Below are 6860 nucleotides of genomic sequence, written 5' to 3' on the forward strand. Positions count from 1 at the left end.
GCTCAGTAGTAGCCGCGCGGACGCAACGGCTCGACACCGCCGACGCTGCTCATATAGCTGTTCCACTGCTGCACGAGGCCGTCGATTACCGACGGATTCTGCGTTGACACGTCCTGCGTTTCGCCGCGGTCGGCGCTCATGTCGAACAGTTGCCAGTGACCGTCCACCGGACCCAGCGGCGGTTCCGTCCACAAGGCTTTCCAGCGGCCGTCGGCGCTGCGCAGATAGCCGCGGCCGTAGGCTTCGTCGCCGAACGACGCGGTGTGCACGGCGTCGGTGGTCTGATCGTTCAGCAAAGGCAGCAACGACTGCCCGGTGATCGGATACACATAGCGGTTGTTGTAGACCACCTTGCCCTTATTCTGATCGACGCCGGTGAGCGTATTGATCAGCGGCGGCGCAGCTTGTGTGGGCGGCGAGATCTGCGCGACGGCTAGAAACGTAGCGGTGTTATCGGTCACATGCGTGAAGTCGCGCAGCGTGGGCTTCTGTGTGGTCTGACTAGGCAGGTGGACGATCAATGGCGTGGATACGCCACCTTCGCCCGAATAGCCCTTCGTCAAACGGAACGGCGTGGCGCTTACTTCAGCCCAGCGCAAGCCGTATTGCAGACGTTGTGCGTTCTGCTTGCCATTGTCGGTGCCGAGCGTCGAATAGACCGGGTCGGCGGCATTCGCTGTGTCGGTGGCGGTCGGGTCCGCGCCGGAGTCGATCGGCCAGCCTTCGGCGCCATTGTCCGACTGGAACATGATGAAGGTGTTGTCGTACTCGCCGATGTCCTTCAGATGCTGGATCAGCAGGCCGATGTTGTGGTCGAGATTTTCGACCATGCCCGCGTAGATTTCCATGTAACGCGCCTGGGCTTTCTTCTCGGCTGGCGAGAGGCTCGCCCATGTCTTGTTCACGGTGCCGGGACCGTAGTCGGTATAGCCCTGCGCGGCGCTATGCACGGCGCTTACATATTTCGCGTTGGCGGTGCCGTTGTTTGCCGTGGCCGCTGTCGCTACGAGCGTTTCCGATGCGCCGCCGTACGGCACGAAGTCATTCGGAATGATGCCGAGCGTTTTTTGCCGCGCGATGCGCGCGTTGCGGATCACGTCGTAGCCGGCGTCGTATTTGCCGACGTAATTGTGCAGATACGGATCGGGAACCTGCAGCGGCCAGTGTGGCGACGTGTAGGCCGCGTAGGCGAAGAACGGCTTGCCGTCGCCCTTGTTCGAGTCGATGTATGAGATCAGACGTTGCGTGTAGAAGTCTGTTGAATAGAACACGGCGGGGCTGCCGCCTGCGCCGCCCGGTTGTCCAGGTTGACCGGGCTGCACGTACTTGCCGTCTTCGGTGTAGTTCTGCGAGTTCGCCAGTTCGTGAGCAAAGTGATTGGTCGCGGCGCCACCGAGCAGCGCGTAGCTGTGCTCGAAGCCCCATTGATCCGGCGTCTGACCGCCACCGGTCGAGCTGCCGACGATCCCGGAGCCGATGTGCCACTTGCCGGCCATGTACGTGTGATAACCGCCGTCCTTCAACAATTGCGCGACCGACAACGCGCGGTCGTTCAAATAACCTTCATAGCCGGGCAGGCCTTTGCGTTCGTCGGTCGGCACACCCATCGTCCCCTCGCCGACCAGATGGTGATCAGTGCCGGAGATCAGCATGGAGCGCGTGATCGCGCAGACGGTGCCGGTATGGTGATTCGTCAGGATGCGGCCCGACTGGACCAGAGCGTCGAGGTTGGGCGTATTGATTTCGCCACCGAAGGCATGGATGTCGGAATAGCCGAGGTCGTCGGCCATGATGTAGAGAATGTTCGGGCGCTTTTGCGCGGCCACCGGCGCGGACGCCGTCGGTCCGGGCAGCTTGTCGTCGCCGCAGGAAGCGAGTACGACGAGGCTGGCGACGGCCGCGCCGATTATGCCGAGACGAAGAGTGGGGCGTTGCGATCGTTGTGTTGTCATTGTTGTGCTGACCGGATATGTCGGGTCGCCGATGTTAGCAATGACGCCAGAGTGGCCAAAGATCGATTTCTGCGTTGCTATGTTTGATTGTCGATATAGGTGTTAAAGCGTGATGGGCGATATAACGCACGACGCAACTCCGGGTGCTGCTTCGTGTGTTTTTTCGTGCGCGGCTAGTTGCCGGGATCGATCACGGGCTTCTCAGGATCTGCCAGCGTTTTATAAGGTAGCGACGCGGCGCGCGGGTTGGTTGTGGTGTCGTCGATCACGCGATCGACGTCCGCGGTTTTCGCGAGTTCCGTGAGGAATGTCTGTTTGTCGAAGCCTGGTGCGACGCAGCCTTGTACGTAGATGAAGCGGCGTTGCAGCGTGAGCCACAGCGTCGACTGTTCGCGCCAGTGGGTGGCGTAATTGATGTTGGTGAGACGCCGCTGGACGGCGTCGGCGATTTCCGCGTCGTAGAGATACGCGTTTGACAGCCGGCAACGGCCTTCCACCCAGCAGCTATTGCCGCGCTCGATCCGGTAATGACTATCGTCGAGCCACTCCTGCTCGGTCTCGAGTGGGCCTAAGGGCACCAGGCAGTCGCTGATCGCTTTGGATATCTGAAAGAACGGATCGTGGCCGCGATTGACGCGCGCTGCTTGTGCCTGCGCCTGGGCATGCGTCGCGGCCATGCAGATCAGCAGACTTGCCAGGTACTGTTGGATCAGGCGTTTCATCGTCTTGGGCTCCGGGATTTGAGCGTGGGGCAGACGGACCGACGGTTTGGATTCTCGACTACCCAATCGAGATTATGCAGCGGCGGCCCAAAACTTCACTGACTCTTGCGACGATTTTCAACAGCGAACTTGATCAGCTCAGCCTGGCCTTCAATATCGAGCTTGCGCTTCAGATTCAACCGATGCGTCTCCACCGTGCGCACCGAGAGGTCGTTGCGTTGAGCGATCTGCTTGCTCGAGAGACCTTCCGCGAGTGCATCGAGAATATCGCGCTCGCGCGGCGTGAGTCTTTCAATCGGTGATTGCGTCGCCGATGCCTGGATCAATCGAGCGCCCAGTCCCGCGCTGAAAAACGTCTTGCCCTCCAGCACCGCGCCGATTGCCTGAATGATTTCGGTGGCGGGCGAGTCCTTGAGCACATAACCGCTGGCCCCTGCGCGCACGGCCTGGGTCACGTACTCGAGGTTGTCGTGCATGGAGAGCATCAGCACGCGTATCGCCGGGAAGCGCTCATGAAACATGCTGGCCAGCGCGATGCCGTTCATTCCGTTCATGCCGACATCCATCAGCACCAGATGAGGTTCCTGGCTGGCGGCGAGCGCGAGTGCTTCCTGCGCGTTGCCCGCTTCGCCGACGATCTCGATGTTGCGCACGGCTTCGAGTCTCGCGCGCAAACCATCGCGTACCAGCGGGTGGTCGTCGACCAGAATCAGACGTGCGATGGCGAGTGACATGTCGTTCATAGCGAGGTTTCCTGCAAGGCCGGCGATTGAAGCGCAGAGGCAACGACTGGCACGCGCGCGGTCACGATCGTATGACCGGCTTGCGAGCTGAGCGAGAGCTTGCCGCCCAATGTGTCCAGCCGCTCGCGCATATTGCGCAGACCCACGCCTGCGCGTGGATTGACAAGTGCGTGCGCCACGTCGAAACCGCGTCCGTTGTCCGAAATCGTCAGCGTGACGGCGTCGCTCGATACTTCCAGCGATAGCGCCGCGCTGGACGCCTGTGCGTGCCGCACGATGTTCGTGAGCGCTTCCTGGGCGATACGGAACAGGACGGTGTTCACCGCTTCCGGCAAAGCCGCTGCATGAGTGTGGGCGATCTGCGTGAAGCCGATCTCGATGCCGGACTCGTCGCTCAACTCGCGCGTGAGTTGCTCTAGCGCGGCAGCAACGCCCAGGTCATCGAGCATCGACGGACGCAGCGCGTGAGAAATGCGGCGCACTTCACGCAAGGTATCGCCGATGCGCGCCACGCTGGTTGATAGCGCGGCTTCCGCCGCAGGCACGCGCACATCGCTGCGTTCGAAGCGCGCCAACGCCGATTCGAGCAGCAGCTTCACGGACACCATCATCTGACTAATGCCGTCGTGCAATTCACGCGACAGGCGTGCCCGTTCATTTTCCTGAGAGTCGACCACCTGCTGCGCGAGCCGCTTCAGTTTTGCATCAGCACTGCGATATTCGGTGACGTTGAGCACGAGCGCACACAATGCGATCACCGCGAGCCCGGCGAGTGCGATGGCATCGATCCACTGCATCGTGCGGTCGATGTTGGCCGCCGCGCGCTGATCGATGTCCGCGAGCGTGGCGTCGACGTCGTCGAGATAGATGCCGGTGCCGATCATCCAGCCCCAGCGTTCGAGCGGCACCACGTAACCCAGTTTCGACGCGAGCTTGCCCGTCGACGGACGATGCCACACGTAGCGCACATAGCCGCCGCCGCGCGTGGCCGCGGCGAGCAATTGCTGGATCGTCAGCTTGCCTTGCGGATCGCGCAGCTCCCAGAGGTCGCGTCCGACGAGGTCGGGTTCGCGCGGATGCATCAGCGAACGGCCGTGCATGTCATAGACGAAGAAGTAGCCGTCCTTGCCGAAATCCATTTTCTCGAGGATGTCGAGCGCACGGGTGCGCAGCATTGCGTCGTCACGCGCGTTGTCCTGGCCGGCGTTGTAGAGCGGGGCGATCGCCGTGGTCGCGAGCTCGACGTAGTGCTTGAGTTCGATTTCCTTGCTGGCCATGTACGCGGCCTGGGTGGTCGCGTGTTGCGTCTCGGCGAGCGCCGTGGCTTCCTGGCGCACGCCAATTTCAATGCTGGCGATGGCCGCCAGAAAGGGAACGATCGCCAGCAGGACAATCTTTGCTTTGAGTTTCATCGTAGACAGGACGGCCGACAGGCTACGTAATATTACGTAGCCGGCTTACGTAGTTGCGCGCTTGTGAGAGCGTTCACGAAGGCGAATACTACATCCCCACGACGCACCGCGCCTTCCGGCGCGCAATGGTGCGGCGCACAGTTGCAAAAGCAGAACCCGGTTTTGCCGTCTAATTTCAGGTAGCCGGTTTTCCGCGTGCCCGGCCACAAGTCATGGCGCGCGGTTTCAATAATAGACCTAGGAGATGTTTGTGGAGACCTCCCAATCTGCCGGCCGTTCATGGCTATGGCTCATCCTGCTGATCCCGTACATTGCGTTGCTGTGGTTGCCGTTCTATAACGACACGCGGCCCTCGTTCGCCGGCTTTCCGTTCTTCTACTGGTATCAGTTCTTGTGGGTTCCGTTGACCTCGCTACTGATTTACGTCGTGTACCGAGGTGTCAAATGAGCGATGTCACTCCTGTGAACCCGGTCGCGATGACCGTCTTTATCGCATTCTTTGTTCTCGTCACTGTCATCGGTTTTTTTGCCGCGCGCTGGAAGCGGGGCGATCTGACGCAATTGCATGAGTGGGGCCTGGGTGGCCGCCAGTTCGGCACGTTGATTTCGTGGTTCCTCGTGGGTGGCGATTTCTATACCGCCTATACCGTGATCGCGGTGCCCGCGCTGGTGTATTCGGTGGGCGCGTATGGCTTCTTTGCGCTCCCGTACACGATCATCGTTTATCCATTTGTGTTCGCGGTGATGCCGAAGCTGTGGAAGATCGCGAAGGCGAAGGATCACATCACGGCGGCGGACTACGTGCAGGGTGAATACGGTGGCAAGTGGTTCCCGGCTGCGGTTGCATTGACCGGCATTGTCGCGACGATGCCGTATATCGCACTGCAACTGGTGGGCATGCAGGTGGTGATCAAAGGGCTCGGCGTGACCGGCGAGATGCCGCTGATCGTCGCCTTCGTGATTCTTGCGCTGTACACGTATGCAAGCGGCTTGCGGGCGCCGGCGATGATCGCGTTCGTCAAGGACATCATGATCTATATCGTCGTGATCGCGGCGGTCTGGCTGATTCCGGCGAAGCTCGGCGGCTATGCGCATGTGTTCGATGCGGCCGATACGTATTTCAAGGCCAAGGGCGGCGCAACCGGGATCATTCTGAAGCCGACGCAGTTCACTGCTTATGCTTCGCTTGCGTTAGGTTCGGCACTGGCGGCGTTTATGTATCCGCATACGATGACCGCAGTCTTGTCGTCCTCGTCGGCTAATACGGTGCGCAAAAATGCGATTTTTCTGCCGGCTTATACGTTGTTGCTGGGGTTGATCGCGTTGCTTGGGTATATGGCGATTGCGGCTGGCGTGCATGTGAAGTCAGCGTCTGATATGGTGCCGGCGCTGTTTAACACGCTGTTCCCGTCGTGGTTTGTTGGCTTTGCGGCTGCTGCTATTGCGATTAGCGCTTTGGTGCCCGCCGCGATCATGTCGATTGGGGCGGCTAATCTGTTCACTCGGAATTTGTGGCGTCCTCTTGTTTCGCCGGGTATCACGCCTGAGGCGGAGGCTTCTACGGCGAAGATTGTTTCGCTCGTTGTTAAGTTTGGGGCGCTGTTGTTTATCGTGTTCTTGCCTACGCAGTATGCGATTGATTTGCAGTTGCTGGGTGGGGTTTGGATTTTGCAGATCTTTCCGGCTATTGTGTTTTCGTTGTATACGCGGCGGTTGAATACTACAGGGTTGTTTCTTGGGTGGCTGGTCGGGATCGTGTTGGGGACTGGTCTTGCTATTTCTCAAGGGCTCAAGCCGGTGTTTGCTTTGCATGTCGGGGATGCTGTTTATCCGGTTTATATCGGGTTGATTGCGCTCGCCGCTAATGTTGTTGTTAGTTTTGTTGTGTCGGTTTTGTCGCCGCGCAGGGTTGTGGCGGCGGTTTGATGTTGTTGTTTGGCGTGGCTGACGCTGCTAGGGTGGTTGCTCCGGCGGCGTTGGCCTTTCCTTGAATTGTTAGTGGTCTATTAGCGTTGCCCCTGTGCGGGGCGG

Annotated in this window: 6 protein-coding genes; 2 read left to right on the forward strand and 4 right to left on the reverse strand. The window is 59.9% G+C overall.

Annotation, left to right across the window (positions count from 1 at the left end):
* Positions 1–2: 2 nt before the first annotated feature.
* From M0D66_RS30640 to M0D66_RS30655, 4 genes are all read right to left on the reverse strand, one after another.
* On the reverse strand, positions 3–1952 hold the full coding sequence (locus tag M0D66_RS30640; protein ID WP_211707942.1) for an arylsulfatase: 1950 nt from the start codon (positions 1950–1952) through the stop codon (positions 3–5).
* Positions 1953–2125: 173 nt separating this feature from the next.
* Complete coding sequence (locus M0D66_RS30645; RefSeq protein ID WP_211707943.1) at positions 2126–2674, reverse strand: hypothetical protein; 549 nt, start codon at positions 2672–2674, stop codon at positions 2126–2128.
* A gap of 95 nt (positions 2675–2769) precedes the next feature.
* A complete protein-coding gene (locus M0D66_RS30650) occupies positions 2770–3417 on the reverse strand; it encodes a response regulator transcription factor (RefSeq protein WP_200653989.1) in 648 nt (215 codons plus the stop codon).
* On the reverse strand, positions 3414–4829 hold the full coding sequence (locus M0D66_RS30655; protein ID WP_211707944.1) for a cache domain-containing protein: 1416 nt from the start codon (positions 4827–4829) through the stop codon (positions 3414–3416). Before M0D66_RS30655 ends, M0D66_RS30650 begins: the two co-directional genes overlap by 4 nt.
* A 250-nt stretch (positions 4830–5079) precedes the next feature.
* Between M0D66_RS30655 and M0D66_RS30660 the strand changes: the two genes are divergently transcribed.
* Together M0D66_RS30660 and mctP are read left to right on the forward strand one after the other, a co-directional pair.
* Positions 5080–5277, forward strand: a complete 198-nt coding sequence (locus tag M0D66_RS30660) for a DUF3311 domain-containing protein (RefSeq protein WP_093634922.1) — start codon at positions 5080–5082, stop codon at positions 5275–5277.
* Positions 5274–6755 (forward strand): monocarboxylate uptake permease MctP, encoded by a 1482-nt coding sequence (gene mctP, locus M0D66_RS30665; RefSeq protein ID WP_093634816.1) that lies wholly within the window; start codon positions 5274–5276, stop codon positions 6753–6755. The genes M0D66_RS30660 and mctP overlap by 4 nt, the downstream gene beginning before the upstream one ends.
* Positions 6756–6860 lie beyond the last annotated feature (105 nt).

The organism is Paraburkholderia sp. SECH2 (genome assembly GCF_030464795.1).
Lineage (GTDB): Bacteria > Pseudomonadota > Gammaproteobacteria > Burkholderiales > Burkholderiaceae > Paraburkholderia > Paraburkholderia aspalathi.